Source organism: Aquimarina callyspongiae, assembly GCF_034322225.1.
In the GTDB taxonomy this organism is placed as follows: domain Bacteria; phylum Bacteroidota; class Bacteroidia; order Flavobacteriales; family Flavobacteriaceae; genus Aquimarina.
In genome coordinates this window covers 125,008-142,440 of the sequence record NZ_JAXLPA010000008.1, presented here as the reverse complement: position 1 = coordinate 142,440, position 17,433 = coordinate 125,008, and the positions used below count along the sequence as shown (strand labels likewise).

Annotated in this window: 17 protein-coding genes; 6 read left to right on the top strand and 11 right to left on the bottom strand. The window is 33.6% G+C overall.

Annotation, left to right across the window (positions count from 1 at the left end; translation table 11 throughout):
- Positions 1 to 175: 175 nt before the first annotated feature.
- Positions 176 to 1,177: a M43 family zinc metalloprotease gene (locus tag U0D62_RS24315; protein WP_322289964.1), complete on the top strand. Its 1,002-nt coding sequence runs from the start codon at positions 176 to 178 to the stop codon at positions 1,175 to 1,177.
- A 122-nt stretch (positions 1,178 to 1,299) separates the two neighbouring features.
- Here U0D62_RS24315 and U0D62_RS24310 read toward each other — a convergent pair whose 3' ends face one another.
- The 9 genes from U0D62_RS24310 to U0D62_RS24270 form a co-directional block, all read right to left on the bottom strand.
- Positions 1,300 to 2,049, bottom strand: coding sequence for a tetratricopeptide repeat protein (locus U0D62_RS24310; protein WP_322289963.1), 750 nt, complete (start codon positions 2,047 to 2,049; stop codon positions 1,300 to 1,302).
- 12 nt (positions 2,050 to 2,061) lie between these two features.
- Positions 2,062 to 3,828: a BatD family protein gene (locus U0D62_RS24305; RefSeq protein WP_322289962.1), complete on the bottom strand. Its 1,767-nt coding sequence runs from the start codon at positions 3,826 to 3,828 to the stop codon at positions 2,062 to 2,064.
- A gap of 151 nt (positions 3,829 to 3,979) precedes the next feature.
- Complete coding sequence (locus U0D62_RS24300) at positions 3,980 to 4,876, bottom strand: tetratricopeptide repeat protein (protein WP_322289961.1); 897 nt, start codon at positions 4,874 to 4,876, stop codon at positions 3,980 to 3,982.
- Positions 4,877 to 4,882: 6 nt separating this feature from the next.
- Entirely contained in the window at positions 4,883 to 5,917 is a 1,035-nt protein-coding gene (locus tag U0D62_RS24295; RefSeq protein ID WP_322289960.1) for a VWA domain-containing protein, read from the bottom strand.
- A 41-nt stretch (positions 5,918 to 5,958) separates the two neighbouring features.
- Complete coding sequence (locus U0D62_RS24290; RefSeq protein WP_322289959.1) at positions 5,959 to 6,129, bottom strand: hypothetical protein; 171 nt, start codon at positions 6,127 to 6,129, stop codon at positions 5,959 to 5,961.
- Positions 6,130 to 6,141: 12 nt separating this feature from the next.
- Positions 6,142 to 7,146, bottom strand: a complete 1,005-nt coding sequence (locus U0D62_RS24285) for a vWA domain-containing protein (protein WP_322289958.1) — start codon at positions 7,144 to 7,146, stop codon at positions 6,142 to 6,144.
- Positions 7,147 to 7,148: 2 nt separating this feature from the next.
- Complete coding sequence (locus U0D62_RS24280; RefSeq protein ID WP_322289957.1) at positions 7,149 to 8,798, bottom strand: DUF4381 domain-containing protein; 1,650 nt, start codon at positions 8,796 to 8,798, stop codon at positions 7,149 to 7,151.
- A 39-nt stretch (positions 8,799 to 8,837) separates the two neighbouring features.
- A complete protein-coding gene (locus tag U0D62_RS24275) occupies positions 8,838 to 9,704 on the bottom strand; it encodes a DUF58 domain-containing protein (protein ID WP_322289956.1) in 867 nt (288 codons plus the stop codon).
- A gap of 64 nt (positions 9,705 to 9,768) precedes the next feature.
- Positions 9,769 to 10,770, bottom strand: coding sequence for an AAA family ATPase (locus U0D62_RS24270; RefSeq protein ID WP_322289955.1), 1,002 nt, complete (start codon positions 10,768 to 10,770; stop codon positions 9,769 to 9,771).
- Between the two features lie 248 nt (positions 10,771 to 11,018).
- Here U0D62_RS24270 and U0D62_RS24265 point away from each other — a divergent pair, with 248 nt between their 5' ends.
- From U0D62_RS24265 to U0D62_RS24245, 5 genes are all read left to right on the top strand, one after another.
- Positions 11,019 to 11,771: an SDR family NAD(P)-dependent oxidoreductase gene (locus tag U0D62_RS24265; protein ID WP_322289954.1), complete on the top strand. Its 753-nt coding sequence runs from the start codon at positions 11,019 to 11,021 to the stop codon at positions 11,769 to 11,771.
- Between the two features lie 85 nt (positions 11,772 to 11,856).
- A complete protein-coding gene (locus U0D62_RS24260; protein ID WP_322289953.1) occupies positions 11,857 to 12,993 on the top strand; it encodes an ATP-binding protein in 1,137 nt (378 codons plus the stop codon).
- A 38-nt stretch (positions 12,994 to 13,031) separates the two neighbouring features.
- The gene (locus U0D62_RS24255; protein ID WP_322289952.1) at positions 13,032 to 13,760 is read left to right on the top strand and encodes a metallophosphoesterase; all 729 of its coding nucleotides are present in this window, start codon (positions 13,032 to 13,034) and stop codon (positions 13,758 to 13,760) included.
- 144 nt (positions 13,761 to 13,904) lie between these two features.
- Complete coding sequence (locus tag U0D62_RS24250) at positions 13,905 to 14,369, top strand: hypothetical protein (protein ID WP_322289951.1); 465 nt, start codon at positions 13,905 to 13,907, stop codon at positions 14,367 to 14,369.
- A gap of 134 nt (positions 14,370 to 14,503) precedes the next feature.
- Complete coding sequence (locus U0D62_RS24245; protein WP_322289950.1) at positions 14,504 to 14,935, top strand: LytR/AlgR family response regulator transcription factor; 432 nt, start codon at positions 14,504 to 14,506, stop codon at positions 14,933 to 14,935.
- Positions 14,936 to 15,350: 415 nt separating this feature from the next.
- Here U0D62_RS24245 and U0D62_RS24240 read toward each other — a convergent pair whose 3' ends face one another.
- Complete coding sequence (locus U0D62_RS24240) at positions 15,351 to 15,884, bottom strand: tetratricopeptide repeat protein (protein ID WP_322289949.1); 534 nt, start codon at positions 15,882 to 15,884, stop codon at positions 15,351 to 15,353.
- A gap of 151 nt (positions 15,885 to 16,035) precedes the next feature.
- The gene (locus U0D62_RS24235) at positions 16,036 to 17,433 is read right to left on the bottom strand and encodes an RtcB family protein (RefSeq protein WP_322289948.1); all 1,398 of its coding nucleotides are present in this window, start codon (positions 17,431 to 17,433) and stop codon (positions 16,036 to 16,038) included.

Here is a 17,433-nt window from a genome sequence, read left to right as displayed (position 1 = left end):
CTTTATTATGTAGAAAGCACCTAAACATTGTATACGTTTTTAATAGCAATCACTTATTTAAGCTCATTTTATTTATAGGTATCCATTTCTCAAAAGCGGAAAAAGTGTTCTTTGAAAGTTTATGTTTTAGAGCATTCTACAGCAAACTAACAATTTATACACAAACTAACGTATTATGAAAAAAAATGTTTTAACTCCACTCATTTTGATTGTCTTTTTACTCTTTATAGGGTGTTCTGATGAAACCTTTCAGGAAGACATTTCAAACGAAGATTTTCAAACCGAAGAGATTTCAGGTAAAAAATGTAGTACAACTTTAAAATCAAACAAGTTAAAGGAGACAGACCTTGAATATTTAAAAATGTCTCAATTGATGAAAACTCACGCAATTTCCTATGTTAAAGAACTTAAAAGAAAAGAATTGCTAGGCGAAAAAATTGCTGAAAATGTAATAGAAATTCCTGTAGTTGTCCATAATCTATGGTTAACTCAAAAGCACAAGTTTACAAGAAGACAAATTCAAGATCAAATAAATGTATTGACGGTGGATTTTAATTTGCAAAATCCTGTGATAAATCAAATTCCGGCAGAATTTCAGCATCTTAAAGCAGATATCAAAGTTCGTTTTAGGCTAGCTCGAGTTATTAAAAAGAAAGTAACTAAAAGACAGTGGAAAGCTTTTTACAGAGATGGAGATCTAATGAAAAGACCGTCACGAGGAGGGTCTGCAACCGTAGATCCTATAAGAAATCTAAACATATGGGTTGGAAATCAAGATGGTGGTTATGCATATTTTCCAGGAGTCTCAAGAGATATTGATGGAGTAGTTCTTGGACATAAAGAGTTTGGTCTTAACAACAAAAACATAGGGAGAGTTGCCACTCACGAAGTTGGGCACTATTTAGGCTTAGATCACGTTTGGGGGCCAAATCGTAGTAGTAACAATCAGAGAAACTGCGATCAGGATGATGGTATCTCAGATACGCCTCCAACCATAGGAACTCCATTTGATCGTTGTGTAGCCTATCCTAGAAATACTTGTGGAAGTAATGATATGACTATGAACTTTATGGACTACACAAGAGGTGATTGCGTATCTATGTTTACATTAGAACAAAAAAGTTGGATGCGATCACACTTTGCTCCTGGAGGATTTAGAGAAGCAATGGCTAATTAGTAATTTAAGAAATGTGATATCCCTACCCTAACCAATCTGTAATTTAGATATTACATATAGTCAAAAAGAGGTTACTTTTTTAAAGTAACCTCTTTTTTATTATCATCTAATTAATTCTATAATTATAATTCTTTTAAATCGGAGGCTGGTATCCAACCAATCTTACCGTCAGCAAGTTTTATTTTTTTCCAATCATTTACAGTTTCTGTTACCTGTACTTTTGTGCCTTCATGAAGTTCAAAGACCTCTTCACTTCTTAGATTGGGCTCACTTTTTATAACTGTTTCTTGCGCAAAAATTATTGCATATTGATTGTTTTGAATAAAGTTAAATTGTCTAAAGGCAAAGAACACACTAGACAAACCTATGATCAATATCAACCATGAGCCTATAAAAAACAATCGTTTTTTAGAAGAAACTTGTGCAGTATAATACATAATAAACAACACTACAAACAATAAAACACATATCACAGAAACCCAAGCCCATCCATCATAGGTAAACAGGTTTGTAAAACGTTTAATAATCCCTGAAATTACTCCTTCTGGTATTACATCTATAGCATCTATAGTTGCATTTTGAGCAAAAGCCAGATTGTTCTTAATATCTTCATCATTAGGATTTAATTCTAATGCTTTTTCATAGTAGTATATACTAGAACCTATATTGCTAAGTTTATAATTAGCATTTCCTAAATTATAATATAATGAAGCTGATTCCTGGCCTGCATCCAAAATAGATTTATAAGCATCTATAGCTTCCTGATATTTTTCCTGGTTGTAAAGATCGCTTGCTTTTTTGAACGTATTATCCTGTTGAGCCAAGGTCACAACACTGGTCAATAAAACAATTATTTGTAGTATGTTTTTCACTTTTTTAATCATTTATAACTGTCTGTCTATAGAAGCAATTACTCTTGATGCTTTGTCATAATCCTGTTGCATTGCTGATGTAGAGGATGGAGTATACCTAGCGAACTCACAGCTTTCTAACAATGCAATAAATTCTATAGCAACTGTATTATCTACCTCACGTTCTTTTAATAACCGTTGTATACGATCTTTACTCATCTCACTCGTTTGGATATGTAGTTTTGCTTTAAGGTAATTGTGTAATGCTCGTTCCATTGCGATATAAAACTCTTTTTGATCACCCAAGTTCTTCTTAGCTTCAGATAGGTATTTGCGTGCCAATTTATCTGCTTTACGAATTCGGTTACCACTTACATCACTTAATCGTTCTTCTCTACGTTTTCCAAAAAACATAAATAATGGAATTGCCAATAAAGGAGCAGTAAGTGCTATCCAATATCCTGTAGACTTAAAGAAATACTCCTTTTCTTTTGGTTCTAAATCTGCCGCTAGTTTTATAAACCTAAACTGACTTCCTGTTTGGGTAACGAGTTTTTTTGAATTTCCATTAGATTCTGAAGTAACTATAGTATTTCCTCCATCAGGCCCGGTTTTTACATTAATCACAATCTCTTCTGATGTGATTCTCTTATATGTTTCTGTACTAAGATCAAAATAAGAAAATGAAACTGGCGGGATCGGATACTTTCCTTTATACTGTGGTACTAATGTATAGGTATCCGAAATACTTCCACCCATACCTGTAAGGTTAGTTCTTACTCTTTCATTATGTTCTGGTTCATATTGTTCTAAACCACTTGGAACGGTAAGTTTTGGAAGATCAAATAGTTTAAGGTTTCCATTACCAGATACTACTACTTTTGCCTCTAATGATTCTGTAGCATCTAATTCGGTTTTATTAGGTGCAACTTTAAATTCAAAAGAACCTACTGCTCCTGTAAAGTCATCAGGTTTTCCTTGCTCAGGCAAAGGTTTTACATTGATTGTACGGTTACCAGCAGCTACCGTTTTATTGACTGTCGAATATAATCTACCTCCAAAAATATCTCTTCTGTTTGTTGGAACATCTACGGCAATGGTAAGCGTCAACGGTTCTATATTAAGTTTTCCTGTTTTTTGGGGATATAATACCGTTTTACGAAGCACTACAAATCGATACGGTTCTCCTTTATACTCACCATTCTCTATCTTGAGTTGTTTCATATCAATAGCCTGACTCCAAAAATCACTATACTTAGGGCTATCTAATTCTCGCCAATTACTTACACTTATTCTAGGGCTTACATAAAGTTTATATACTACTGTTAATGCTTCATTAAGATATGGATCTGATTTAGAAACTTCTGCAACCAGATGCAGGTTCTCACTTGCTACATAATCTGTATTGCTACCATCTTTGGGTTTATCTACCGCAGCAGTAACCTCTACTGTAACTGGCAATGTTTTAAACGTTTTACCATCAATCTCAATAGTTGCCTGCTTAATTGTAAATCTTCCTCTGCGTGTAGGTGATAAAAAATAACTAAAGGTTTTGGCATAAGATCTTTTACCATTTACCCAAGAATTGCTAATAGATTGATTAGGTCCTCCTACTACTTTAAATCCTGAGAAATTGGGAGGCGTAAAATTATCACCATCCTGATTCATCTCAAAATCCACACGTAATCTTTCATTGATACCCAACTTTTTCTTACTCACTTTGGCTTCAAACTTAACCTGAGCCACTGTAAGCTGCGAAAACGCCACGAATACGATTAGAAAAATTAATTTTAATTTCATCTGTTTATAATATTGTTTTAGAAGTCAAATGGAACTTACCAAAAATCATCCTGGTGTGTACAAAATTCTTATCGTGGCCTCGTTTCATTTTATTTATTTCTAAATACCTGCCTTTAATCAAATTCAAAAACAGGTTAGCTATTTATTTGGGTTACCAATCTTTTTCGGTTCTGGTTTTGGCCCCTTTAGCCTTTTTTGCATTGATTTTATCCTGAACCTTTTTCTCTTCATTGTTCATCGCTTCTAAAAGACTTTTTACTTGCTGAGGAGATAATTGTCCTTGAACCTGTTGCGGTTGTTGTTGCTGTTCTTCTGGCTTACCTTCTCCATCTTTTTGATCCTTGCCTTTATCTTTTTCATCATCTTTAGGCTCTCCTTTTTCATCTTTATCTTTATCGCCCTGATCTTCATTTTTATCTTTTCCTTGATCTCCTTCGTCTTTTTGGTCGTCTTTTTTATCCTTATCTTCCTTGCCTTCGTCTTTTTTATCTTCTTTATTATCTCCTTCCTGATCTTTATTGTCTTTATTCTGATCCTTATTTTGATCCTTGTTATCCTTATCCTGATCTTTGTTTTGATCATTTTGCTGTTGCTCTTGTTCCAACATTTTTTTTGCTAACGCCAAATTATAACGTGTTTCATCATCTTTTGGGTTATTGCGCAACGCATTTTTATAAGCATCAACAGCTTCTTTGTATTTTTTCTGTTCCATATAGGTATTCCCTTGATTATGGAATGCCTTATGTTTTTCAGTTTTTGTACTAGCCACTTTTGCTGTTTCTGTATACCTACCTACCGCTTCGTCATATTTTTCTGACCCGTAATATGCATTTCCTAAATTATACTTAGCTGTAGCGTCTGCTGGGTTTTTGGCAATAGCTTTTCTATATTCTCCTTCAGCTTTTGGAAAATTTCCTTCTTCAACCAATACTTCATTCCCTGTGGCAACATATTGCTTAGCTTCTGCAATTTCTCTTTCAAGATCATTATCCTGAGAAAACGCGATTCCAAACTGAAAACATACTATAATTATCAAAAACTGCTTCATGTTCTACTATTGTTCGTTAAACAGATTTAATTTCTTTACCCAAGATGTCTTTCTTTCTAATAAGAAAACATCTAAAAATAACAATAACAACCCTGCTCCAAGAAACCATTGAAACTGATCTTTAAAATCTGCAAATTGCTTGGCTTCAAATTCTTTTTTATCCATATTTTGCAAGATCTCAGTTACCTGATCTACAACGACATTTGTACTTTTACCATCAATGTATATGCCATTTGCTTCATTAGCAATTTCCTGCAATGTTGTCGGGTTTAGTTTTGTGATTACGGTTTCTCCCTGACTATTTTTCTTATAACTCTGTACTATACCGTTACGCTCTATTGGGATAGGACCTCCTTTTTCTGAACCGACTCCAATGGTAAAAATTTTAATGCCTTCTTTTGCCGCTTCTTCTGCAATTATCCTTGCATTACCTTCATGATCCTCACCATCACTAACTATAAACAAGACTCTATTCGTCTGTTCTTCATCATTATAATAGGTTTTTGCCAATTCTATAGCTTCATTAATGGCAGTACCTTGTGATGACAATATATCTGTATTCATGGCTTGCAAAAACATTTTTGCGGATCCATAATCAGTAGTAATAGGTAATTGCGGAAATGCACTTCCTGCATAAGCGATAATCCCAATACGATCACTAGCCAGATTATTAATGATTTGGGTTACCAACTGTTTGGATTTCTCTAAACGATTGGGTGCTATATCTTTTGCCAGCATACTTTTAGAAACATCTATAGCAAAAACCACATCTACTCCCTCACGCTTTACAGTTTCTAATTTAGTTCCCACTTTTGGGTTTACTAATGCTACGACTAGACAAGCCAGAGCCAAACTAATCACAATAATTTTCAAAATTGATTTAAACATCGATTGATTAGGGCTCAGTTTTTTAAGCAATGTAGCATCTGCAAATCTCTTTTGAGTGGTTTTTTTCCATACCAAAACTCCTATAAACAATAGAATCAATATGGGAATCCCAATCAATAACCAGAAATATATTTTTTCCTCTAGTAAGTACATTTTTTATTTTTTATTAAGAAAACAAACTCATTTCTTAATTTTTAATCTAACGCAATTTTATTTTTATACAAATTGGTAATTAACAACCCAAATCCAGCACCAAAAAAAGCACCGGTTATAAAATCTGGTATTGTTTCCTTTCCAAAATATAATACAACACCACCAATTGACACTAATACAAGTCCAAATATTAACTTTGTTTTATTATTCATATTTGTATTGTATTATATAAAACTTCTAAACACCGTATACCTCAACAAAAATTCTATAAAAATTAGTAGCCCTGCTAATAATACCAGTGATCTAAACTTTTCTTCATAATTATAAAACTTAAATTCTTCTACATCGGTTTTTTCTAATTTATCAATTTCTTCGTAAATCTGTTCTAACTTTTTGTTATTTGTTGCTCTAAAGTATTTTCCTCCGGTAACTTTGGCAATTTCTTTTAACAGATCTTCATCAATCTCCACCTGAACTCTACCATACTGAAAAGAACCATTTGGCAATATTGCAACTGGTGCTAACGCCATCCCGTTAGTTCCTAAACCGATGGTATACGTTTTAATACCATATTCTACTGCTAATTCTGAAGCAATCTTAGGATCTATAAATCCAGCATTATTAGAACCATCTGTTAATAGTATAATTACTTTACTTTTTGCTTTACTATCTTTTAATCGATTTACAGAAGTAGCCAATCCCATCCCGATTGCAGTACCGTTTTCTAATATATTGTCATAACGCACATCATTCATCGCACTTAGAACAATGGACTTATCACTAGTAATAGGTGTTTTGGTAAAACTCTCACCAGCATATACTACTAATCCGATTCGATCATTAGGGCGACCTTTAATGAATTCTGCCGCTACATCTTTTAATGCTTCCAGACGATTAGGACGAAGATCTTTTGCCAGCATACTGGCAGATACATCTATAGCCATCACAATATCAATACCCTTGGTCGTTTTGGTCTTTGTTGAAACATCTACTGTCCTTGGTCTAGCCAATGCTGTTATTATTAGTGCCAGTGTAATAAGTCGTAAGAAAAATAATATTGGCTTTAGTTTTGTCAACCAGCTACTAGAAACTTTAAACCCCTTAATACTAGAAATCTTAAGTTCTGCCTGCTGTCTGTTTCGTTTCCAAATAAACCAGGTGATGGCTATTGGTAGCATTAAAAACAACCAAAAGAACTGTGGGTTCTCAAATGTAAAATTTTCAAACATACTTATTTGGAGTTTCTAAGTTCAACTGAATTGATAATTCGCTGTGCAACATCTTTTGCATATCGATCTTCTATATCATAAATTACTGTAATCTGCTGAAAACCTCCTTTTTCTGCAAAATTAAGCATCACATATTCGTTCTTAGAAGTCTTTTGTTGTACTTGATTAGTAATATCAAGATTACCAAACACCTTAATCCCTTTTGCACCTCCAAGGGTTTGGTATTCTTCATTTTTAAGGGTAATATTTTTTGCTCCATTACTCTCGAGATATCCTACTACTCCTTCAACAGCTTTTTCAAGATCAACCTGATTTTGTTGTTGATATGACATAGTAGATACTACAACATAAAAGTTACCCAAAATACTGCCGTAAGTAAAAGTTTCGTTTCCTTTAAGGATTTGCTTTTGCTCTTCGGTAAGTTTAAAATTATTTCTTATTAGAACTTTGGGTGTCGAAATGGTAACTGGTGGAGATCCATAACCACTCGAAATCCATTCGGTTTCTGCCAGTTCTTTTGTTGGATGCCCCAATAATGTATCTTTAACAAGATCAAATCCTTTTATTGCTATAAAGATTACCAAAGTGATAATAACAACACCTACACCTGCAATACTTCCAAAAATTATTTTCTTTCTTCGTTTCTTCTCTGCTATTGTTCGTCTATACTCCTCATCAGCCAACAATTCTTCTTCTGTAGGTTCTGGAATTGCTTCTTTTGTTTCATTAATCACTCGTTCTATAACATTGCGATCTGCCTTTGCTGTTCCTACATCCGGTCTCGATTTGGCAAATTTTGCCATATCTGCCGTTTTAAGTACGCTCTTAAGCTCTTCTATGGTATGTTTATCTAGATTTAATGCACCGGACTTAATTTCTTCATCCAGTCGTGCAATAAGTTCATCTGTTGTACTCTCCATTGCATGATCATACACTTCTTCATCAATATATTTACGAGCTGTATCACTTAACAGAGAATAATACTCCTTATGAGAATCCTGTTCTAACAAATGTGATTCATCTATTTGACGTAGTGCGAGCATTGCTCTTTCATAAGGAGGCAGTTCTTGTTCCTTAGCTTCTTTTCTCTTTTTTCTTCTAAAGGCCAGGAAAATTATTGCTCCTGTAATTAGCAATAGAATAAGAATCCACCAAATATTACTTTTCCAATTAAAAAAAGATGCATCTACATCAACCAAAGGTTTGATCTCATACATCTTTTGTTTTGTAGTATCTACAAGTACATCTCTTACTTCTACACTTATTGAATCGGTATAAAAAACTTTATCTCCTATCGCTATTTTTTGTCTTGGAATCGTATAGCTTCCTGAATCAAATTGTGTAAGTGCATATTCTTTGATCAAGCTAAATCGATTTCCGTTTTTAGTTGTATCTGTCTTATAAGATTCTATAACTTCTAACGGAGTAAACGTTTGTCCTTCTGGAAAAATGACCAATTCTGTAGAATCTGCCTCGACAAGCATTTTATATCGGATTTCTTCTCCTATTAAAATTGAAGTAGAATCAATAGATGACGATACCTGAGCAAAGGATTGCTGACAGGCAACTACCAAGAAGGATATCAAGAAAACTTTCTTAACCTTCATGAAAGGCGAAATAATCTGTACTATATTCTTAAATTTTTGCTTCATTCTTATCGTTTCTGGCTACTCCAGAATTACAAAAAGGATTTATCCTCTTCTTTTAAAATATCCCAATAATTTTTTTACATAACTTTCATCTACCCTGCTACTTAATGATCCTGCTCCACTACGAGTAAAACTATCTTTGAAATAAGTGGTTCGTTCCTGATAATATTTTGAATAATTGTCTCGGGTTTTTCGAGATCCTGTATTGACTAATAAAAGTTCACCGGTTTCTTCATCCTCCATCTGCACCATTCCCAGGTTAGGTATTTCTTCCTCTCTTCGATCAAAAACTCGAATCCCTGTAACATCATGCTTGCCTCCTACAATCTTAAGTGTTTGCTGATAATCATCAGCAATAAAATCTGAAAGCACAAAGACAATGGCTTTTTTCTTCATCACATTAGATAGAAACTTTAACGCTTCTGTGATATTAGTTTGTTTACTTTTAGGTTGATACTCTAGTAATTCTCTAATAATTCTAAGTACGTGAGATCTTCCTTTTTTGGGAGGAATAAACAACTCTATCTCATCAGTAAACAAGATCAAGCCGATCTTATCGTTATTTTGTGTTGCCGAAAATGCTAATGTGGCAGCAATTTCAGTAATAATTTCTTTTTTAAATTGTTGTTGAGTACCAAATAGCTGAGAACCAGAAACATCTACCATCAACATCATTGTCAATTCTCGTTCTTCTTCAAATACTTTTATATAAGGTTCATTATATCTAGCTGTTACATTCCAATCTATATTACGTACATCATCTCCAAATTGATATTGACGTACTTCGCTAAAAGTCATACCACGACCTTTGAAAGTAGAATGATATTCTCCTCCAAAGATATGATCACTCAAGCGACGTGTCTTGATTTCAATTTTCCGAACTTTTTTTAGTAACTCCTTAGTATCCATATTTTTATTTTGGGTTTATTCGTTTTGCGGATATTATAACTGCAAAACTTCAAACAACGAACGACTATGGTACTTCGATTTCGTTAACAATTTTATTAATAATGTCTTCTGAAGTTACATTTTCTGCTTCTGCTTCATAAGTAATACCAATACGATGGCGTAATACATCATGAATTACTGCTCTAACATCTTCTGGGATTACATATCCTCTCCTTTTTATAAATGCATAACATTTTGCTGCAGTAGCCAGGTTAATACTTCCACGAGGAGAAGCTCCAAAATTTATTAATGGTTTTAGCTCTTCTAGTCCATATTTCTCAGGATAACGTGTTGCAAAAATGATATCCAGTATATATTTTTCGATTTTCTCGTCCATATATACTTCTCTTACAGCTTTCTGTGCATTAAGTATCTGTTCTAAAGAAACTACAGGATTTACTTTTTCGAATGATCCTTTTAGATTGGCACGTATTATTAATTGTTCCTCATCTAATTTTGGATAGTCAATTACAGTTTTTAGCATAAAACGGTCAACCTGAGCTTCTGGTAAAGGATAAGTTCCTTCTTGTTCTACCGGGTTTTGAGTCGCCATTACCAAAAATGGTTTATCCAGGATAAAAGTCTCATCACCAATGGTTACTTGTTTCTCCTGCATCGCTTCTAACAATGCACTCTGTACTTTTGCCGGAGCACGGTTAATCTCATCAGCTAAAACAAAATTGGCGAAGATAGGACCTTTCTTGATTGAAAAATCATTCTCTTTCATATTGTAAATCAAAGTACCTACAACATCTGCCGGTAATAGATCCGGAGTAAACTGGATACGGCTAAAACTTCCATGAACTGCCTGAGACAAGGTGTTTATTGCCAACGTTTTTGCTAATCCAGGAACACCTTCTAACAAGATATGGCCTTGACCAAGCAATCCTATAAGCAAACGCTCAACCATATGTTTTTGACCCACAATTACCTTATTCATCTCCAAGGTCAATAAATCTACAAAAGCAGATTCTTTTTCTATTTTCTGGTTGATTGAAGCAATATCAATAGCACTATTTTCTTCCATCTATTTTATTTTTTTAAAGGCGTGAATTTAATATTCCTAATTCAACATTGCAAATTGTCGAAATAATTTTCGCCTAGTTGTTAATTGTTGGTTAAATGTCTGTGATGCATGGTCAAATTTTACTGTATATTTAAAGCACTTTTAGCAAAAAACAAGACATACCTATTTTCATCGTTTTCACGATGATGTTATCAAAAGACGCCACTTAGTTTTGGGTGTTGCAAATTTTAAAAAATAATATACTACAGATGAAAACAGCACTAATCACAGGAGCCACTAGCGGAATCGGAAAAGCCACTGCTATTGAACTAGCCAAACATAATATAAATCTTATTCTTTGCGGAAGAAGACAAGATCGTCTTAATGATCTACAACAAGAACTTAGTAAATCAGTACAAATACACACACTATCTTTTGATGTAAGAGATAAAGAAAAAACCTTTACAGCGATCGAAAATCTTCCGTCTAATTTCAATACCATTGATATTCTGGTTAATAACGCAGGTAATGCTCACGGATTAGATCCTATTCAAACAGGTAATATTGATGATTGGGATGCAATGATGGATATCAATGTAAAAGGGCTTTTGTATGTTTCAAAAGCAATAATTCCAAAGATGATTACTCAACGCTCCGGACATATTATTAATATTGGATCTACCGCAGGAAAAGAGGTTTATCCTAATGGAAATGTCTATTGTGCCAGTAAACATGCTGTGGATGCAATCAATAAAGGAATGCGAATGGATCTCAATGAATACGGAATCCGTGTAGGAGCAGTCAATCCAGGGCTTGTAGAAACTGAATTTAGTAATGTGCGTTTTAAAGGAGATGACCAACGAGCCGATAATGTTTATAAAGGCTTTGATCCATTAACTCCAGAAGATATCGCAGATATTATAGCATTTGTTGTTACTCGTCCTTATCACGTAAATATTGCCGATCTTGTTGTTTTACCTACCGCACAGGCCAGTAGTACGATTCTTAAGAAAAGTTTATAATTTCTTTATTCTCATTGTATTGCAGACCCAATAAAAATAGCTAAGTTTAACTTGGGAAAAATAATAGTCCTTATTAGTAAAAGGAATGATCAATAAACGTCTTCTTATCAAAAACCTACTTGCGCATAATGACGAAAATAGTTTTTATGATAAGAAACGTAAGCTTAATATTGGCGAAAAAGAAGGCAAAGCCAAATTTCTAAAACATATTTGTGCTCTTTCTAACTCTAATCCTAAAAACAATTCATATATCGTTATTGGTGTAGAAGATGAAGATAACCAAATCATTGGGGTTGATTTTTTTGATGATAGTAAAATCCAAAATCTTGTAAATGCCTATCTCGATAACCCTCCTCTGGTTGCTTATGAAAACATTCCTTTTCCCCATTTACCAGCGGAGAAGGTAGTTGGTCTGGTTTCTATTCGTTCTCAGGACGGAAAACTATGTTCGCTTCGCAAAAATATCTGGAAATATTACGGAGGTAGTGTATTTTTTAGAGATGGAAGCATAAGTATGCCCAAAGTCTTTGATATAGAAATCAAAGATGTTAACTCTGATATTGTCAGTTCTATCGAAAGTCACGCACAAAATAACATTGAGCTTACGCTAGATGGTGTTTTTGATTTTATGAATTCCAGAAAAGATTATAATCCTACTTATAAAGTTTTCAAAGAATATTTTGTGGTTTGCTGGGCCGCCAAAGAAAAAAGACAAAATGGCGAGATATATTACTCTAGAGTCGATATTGAATTGATCAATGAACAGGTAAAGTTATTTTACTCAGAACTTGATGAAGTAAGTATTACCATCTCTGATGAACAATTTAAAATTGTGGAATATGTACAATTAGGTCTTCAAGAAACATATAAATATTATCCTTTAGAAGAGGTAGTAATAACTTTTAAAGACAATGCCAGTTATGATATAGATAGTAAGCTTCTTTTTGAGCCTCCTCAGTTTGATCGTAAAACTCTCTATCATCTATATAATAGTAGTAATACGCTTATGGAAAAGTTGAAAAATAAAATTGCTTTATCAAAAAATGAAGAGAAAGATATTATAAATCTTCCAGCTACTTATCTAATCTGTTATTTTAATGATTTTAGCGAAGCCAAAGAAAAACTTGAAGAAGCAAAGCCGTATTTAAAAAATTATAGTCCTGCTATTTACTCTATTTACAAAGAAAGTATACGAATATTAAGAAAAGTACGATATAGTTAGTATACATTACACAAAACATTTTTAGCAACAAATCAACTATGGGCAGAACTTTAGTGATCGGAGATATGCACGGAGCTTTAAAAGCCTTGCAACAATTAATACAAAAGGCAAAAGTTACCAGTCAAGATACACTTATTTTTTTAGGAGATTATGTAGATGGATGGAGTGATAGTGCAAAATTAATTTCCTTTCTTATCGATATTAAAAAGAAGTATAATTGTATTTTTTTAAGAGGAAACCACGATGAACTATGTTATAATTGGTTGGTATTAAAAACTTATAACCCAGAATGGCTAAAACACGGAGGGCAATCTACAATTGATGCATATAATAAATTATCAGATGAAGAAATAAATATACATCTTCAATTTTATGAGAACCTCATCAATTACCATATTGATGATCAAAATCGTTTATTTTTACACGCCGGTTTTACAAACCTTCACGGTCCGCATAGAGAGTATTTTAGTAAATTATTCTATTGGGACAGAACCTTGTGGGAAGTTGCTTTATCAGTTGATCCAAAACTAAAAAAAACTGACCCATTTTATCCTAAACGATTGTTATTGTTTAAAGAAATTTATATTGGTCACACCCCTGTTACTCGAATCAACAAAACCATACCTGTACAAGCTTCTTGTGTATGGAATATAGATACAGGTGCTGCATTTAAAGGTCCTCTAACCGCATTAGATATTGATACAAAAGAGTTTTGGCAAAGTGATCCGGTGCACGAATTATATCCTTTGGAAAATGGAAGAAATTAATGGTACTTCTTAATTAAAAATTTCTACGAGTCTAATACTGTATTAAGGATTTTCAATATCGTTCTATTTTAAATTATTTTTTGTTTTAATGTTTACCTCTCTCTTTTGATCCATACTAAAGACAAATCATTAAAACTTAACGTAATGAAAATCACAACAAAATTTTTGACGTATTGTATTATGGCTTTTGCCTTTGTATTAACTTCTTGTGAAGGAGAAGATGGAGCCGCTGGACCCCAAGGACCAGCAGGAACCGACGGGCAGGACGGAAACGCAAACGTTGTATCTGTTTTATTCGAAAACCAAACGATAAACAATGGAGATAACGTTTTTGACATTCCTCAATTAACACAAGAAATATATGATACGGGTATTGTTTATGCATATGTAACAGTAACAGGAAACGATTATTGGGAAGTGCTACCTCTAAGTCTTGGTCAGCAAATTATCCTTGAAATAGATAGAATCGAAGTTGGTAGAGCAACGCTACGCGCCACTTTTACCCAGTCTAATCTTAGACTAAGATTTGTTCTAGTAGAGGGTAATGCTGCTAGTAGTGTTGATTTTGCCGACTTCGATGAAGTACAGGCATATTATGGTCTTGACTAATAGACAATTCGCACCAATCGAGCATCTCTTGATCAACATCTTGATCAAGGGATGTTTTTTTATACAAAAGCAAAATTAGGGTAACAAAAAGTACTGATTATGTATATGCTTATAAACACATAAAATCTTAAATTATGGAATTAGAAGCAATACTACTTAATAAAGAAGTATCATATATAGATTCTCTACAAAAGGAGCTTCAAACTTTAAATCACACCTTAAAAAAACTACAACCCAAACTCAGTAAAATATGTCTTTCTACTACTGAAGGCTTTGAGTTCATCAATCTTCGAGATATTGTTTATTGCAAAGCCAATGGTTCATACACTTCTTTTATACTTAAAGACAAAACATCTCTATTAGTAAGCAAACATCTTAAAGAATATGAGAATATGCTGATCAATCAACATTTTATGAGAATTCACAATAGTTTTCTGATCAACCTAAGAGAAGTTCGAAAATTTATGAAGTCTGATGGAGGTTATATTATTATGAATAACAACCATCCTATCAGCATCTCTAAGCAGAAAAAAAAGAGGTTCTTGAACGCTATGAATAATCTATAAAAAATGAAGGTGTTTTTAAATATCTAATTCATTTATCAAAATATCAATTGAAACATTTCTTGTATCAATCCATAGCAGCCATCCATCAATATCTCATAATCTAGACTATCGCAATATTCTAAATTTATCAAATAGGTAATCTTAAAATCTAATATCATGTTAAACAACATTTTAAATTTAGAAAACGTCAAAACAATTGACAAAAAAGAACAAACATCAATCCAAGGAGGATATACCATCGGAATTTATTGTGGGCAGGGACACCCAGTTTGCTGTAATGTTTGTCGCAATGGTGGACATTTATTTAGAGGTGTTTGCAATTGCTACTAATTGTTTCAACCTCAAAGTAAAATTTAAAAAGGCCTGAAAAATTCGATATTCAGGCCTTTTTGTTTTTAAAATCCATTCAAAATCATTACTTCTTTTTCTTTTTATTCTTTTTCTTAGATTTTGATTTATTTTTAGATTCTTCTTTTTTGCTTTTTATTCTGTTGATTTCTCCATCCATAGAACGCCTGAAATCATTATTTAAAGCAGAATGCTTTGCTTTTTCAAAGTATGATTTAGCAGTAGTATACATTTCATACTTTTCATAAAGTATCCCCTTCAAAAATTCTAAACACGCTTTATCAGAACCAGGAATAGTAATTCCAACATCAAGAACCTTTTCTGCTTCTTGATATTTGCTTAACAGGATCAAAAGCTCAGCATAATAATAATATGTAGGTGTAAACGTATGATCCAAATGCAATGCCATCTGAAAATGATATGTTGCATTCTTATAATCATCTAATTGTTCTTTATAAATTCTACCCATTAAATAATGAGCTCCTACATGATTATTATTTGCCCCTATTACATATTGTAACTTCTCAATACATTGTTCTATATCATACGGATAATTGTCCAACGCTTGTATATACAATACTTCTTGTGTATCTATTGCCATTTTTATTTAATTTTAATCATTAAGGCATTACCATCCTGTTATAAAACAGGATGGTCGGGCTATCCGTTATATCTTTTCTAATCTCTTCCTTCGACAAGCTCAGGATAACATTATAAAAGGATGCCACTACTATCCCTAATGCATACTTGATTTAATTTTTATCCATTCGTACAATTTTTGGAGTAAACCTACCTACAACTTCCACAAGTTCTGTTTGATTTGCCATCACCTTATGAATGTCCTTATAGGCCATAGGTGCTTCATCTAATCCACCTCCTAATAAGGTAACCCCATGATCTTGTAACATCTTTTTTACTTCACTACCGGTAAGCATTGTTTTTGCTTTACGTCGTGACAATAGTCTGCCTGCACCGTGAGAAGCAGAGTTTAAGGATGTTGTATTTCCTTTTCCTCTAACAATAAATCCAGGTGCTGTCATCGAACCAGGTATAATACCTAACACATTTTTACCAGCAGGAGTCGCTCCTTTGCGATGCACAATCATCTCTTTGCCATCCACCTGTTCTTTCCAGGCAAAATTGTGATGGTTTTCAACAATTGCCAAAGGCCTTGTACCTAAAGCCTTGGATAATCGTCTATGAATATCATCATGACACGCTGATGCATAATCTCCTGCCAGGTTCATTGCCATCCAGTATTCTTGGCCATCGTGAGTACTAAGGTCTAACCAGGCCAGATGTTTGGCTTCTTGTGGTAAAGGATGCTGTTTCATTGCTAACTTGGTATAATGTTTTGCAATATTAGCTCCTAATCCTCTAGAACCACTATGCGACAAAATACCCAGATATTTACCTGGAGGAACTTTAAACTCATTATCAGAATCTGTAATTTCTACACTACCAAACTCTACAAAATGATTTCCCCCACCAGAGCTTCCTAATTGCTTAAAAGCTTTATCTTTTAGCTTTTTAACCATCGGAATTTCATTGAATGCCTTATGCTCAAAAATATCGTGCATCGGGATATTTTTATGTATTTCATACCCTCCAAATTTGGTATGATCCTGAAGCATCTGTACATACTTATCTTTATGTCCTTCTAAGTAGGATATATTGATATCATAAATACTCAAGCACATTCTACATCCTATGTCAACTCCTACTCCATAAGGAATTACTGCATTTTCTGTTGCTAATACTCCGCCTATTGGTAATCCATACCCAGAATGTCCATCAGGCATTAAAGCTCCTGCTTTTGCGACTGGTAGTTTTAATGCAGTATACAACTGATGCTTTGCTTCTTCCTGGATTTCATTTTCTCCAAAAATCGTAAACGGAGCTCGTTGTATATTCAGTCTTTGAGCTTCAATTTTTACTGGTTCAATAAGCTCTTCGGCTATTTTACCCATAATCCCATCACTCAAAAACTTATCTGGATTTTTAAGTACCGTTTTTAATCGCTGTAGTACTTTGTCTTTTCTCTCACGTTTATAGTGTCGTAACATAATATCAATCGCGATACTAATAATTTTTCCTTGCGGATATCCTATTGCTATGAGGTCTTTACCTCGTAATTTTAATTTTGCCAT